Origin of the sequence: Paraburkholderia sp. SIMBA_027 (assembly GCF_046535315.1) — a bacterium.
Classification (GTDB): domain Bacteria; phylum Pseudomonadota; class Gammaproteobacteria; order Burkholderiales; family Burkholderiaceae; genus Paraburkholderia; species Paraburkholderia tropica.
This window is the reverse complement of record NZ_JAWRWY010000781.1, coordinates 1-265: the sequence shown is the minus strand read 5'-3', so window position 1 is coordinate 265 and position 265 is coordinate 1. Positions and strand designations below refer to the sequence as shown.

General features: G+C 64.5%; 1 protein-coding gene. It reads right to left on the bottom strand.

Going from position 1 to position 265, the window contains the following annotated elements:
- Positions 1–265: FAD-dependent oxidoreductase (locus SB764_RS41180; RefSeq protein ID WP_410866923.1), on the bottom strand; the 265-nt coding region annotated here is incomplete at both ends.

Sequence of the window (265 nt, the reverse complement as noted above, 5' to 3'; positions counted from 1 at the left end):
CGGTGAGGTCGTCACCGCCGAGCACGCAGTCGCCCCCGGCCCAGACGCCTTCGATCGAGGTTTGCCCTTCGGCATCGATGGTGATGCGGCCGTTTTCCATACGCAGTGCGCCGAGACCGGAGGCCTCGAAGGTCTGGCCGATCGCCTTGAAAATCTGATCGGCGGCGATGACACCGGTCTCGCCCGTTGTCACCAGACGGCCCTCGGCAAGCGCGGTATATTCGACCTCGATACCGGCGACCTTGCCGTTGTTGGCGACGATCGA